Annotated in this window: 1 protein-coding gene; it reads right to left on the minus strand. The window is 60.8% G+C overall.

Annotation, left to right across the window (positions count from 1 at the left end; genetic code table 11):
* Positions 1 to 7: 7 nt before the first annotated feature.
* Positions 8 to 1,012, minus strand: a complete 1,005-nt coding sequence (locus ACMGE0_RS33510) for an ISAs1 family transposase (protein WP_436820164.1) — start codon at positions 1,010 to 1,012, stop codon at positions 8 to 10.
* Positions 1,013 to 1,101: the final 89 nt, after the last annotated feature.

Raw genomic sequence — 1,101 nt, forward strand, 5'->3', positions numbered from 1 at the left:
GGCAGGGCTATCGCATATGGGCGATAGCGGCGATGAGGTAGTCATCGTTCCAGGCGCATTTTCTGATGCGATGGCTGATGGGGACTTTGTCGCCATCAGCCATCTGAAGGATGTTTCTGACGATGCGGTTGACGAGGGCGGTGTTGGCGGGAGCGTTGTCTTTTCGGGCGCGGCTCTTGTCTTCCTGCAGATGCATGTCGAGCATCCAGTGCAGGCCGTTTTCGATCTGCCAGTGCGCCCTGGTGAGTTCGAGAGCGTCTTGCGGCGACAGCATTGTGGAGGCCATGAACAGGCGCGTCTTCGGCTCGGCCTGATCTCGACGGCTGGTGATGCGGACGAAAGCCTTGTGTCCGTCCATCAGGGCTTCGTCGGCGGCCCCGACCTCTGCCTGCCGCCATTCGTTGCGGCCATGATTTTTCTCCCGGCAGGCGGCGCTGGCCGGCGCACCTTCGGCCAGCAACTGCCTGGCACGCTGCTGCCAGTGGCGACGGTTTCCCTTCAGCGCCAGCAGATAGTCACCCCCGCGTTTGGTGACTGCGGTGGCCATGTCCTTATGGCAGTGAAGCGCATCGGCCGTGACCAATCTGTCTGTCAGATCAAGGAGTTCGACAACCTTGATCGCAGCCTTGATCTCGTTTTCGCCGGCCGTCGGCGTGGCGGCGGCAAGGCCTGTCTCATAGGCGCGTCGCAGGGCCTTTCCATCAAGCGCCACCACCTCTTGCCGCATCCGTGCGAAAGCGGCCGCAAAGGTGGCGAAGGCGCGACCGAAAGCATCCGGGTCCATCAGCCGCAGCAGCCGCGAAAAAGTGTCGTGGCTGGGAGCTGTATCATAGTCGATCAGCCGCGAAAGGGCCTGTCTGCGCTGCTGCGCAAACAGCGCGAACTCGGTCGCCGAACTGGCACCGCAAAGGCTCGCCGCGATCATCATCACAATCAGATCGCCAAGACGGTGGCTGGCATTGGCCGCTCGCGGATCCGGCACCGCGCCAAAATAACCTTCGAGACAGGACATCGCAGTTTCCTCTCAAAAAACTGCCGTCTCAAAGAATCCCTTTTAGACCTGCATGCAACTCAAGAAATTCCATATGCGATTCCCCTGCC

This window comes from Neorhizobium descurainiae, from assembly GCF_051400715.1.
Classification (GTDB): domain Bacteria; phylum Pseudomonadota; class Alphaproteobacteria; order Rhizobiales; family Rhizobiaceae; genus Neorhizobium.

What these genes read in the sequence shown, in the direction of transcription:
- ACMGE0_RS33510 (WP_436820164.1), bottom strand. Translation starts at nt 1,012, where the DNA reads ATGTCCTGTCTCGAAGGTTATTTTGGCGCGGTGCCGGATCCGCGAGCG.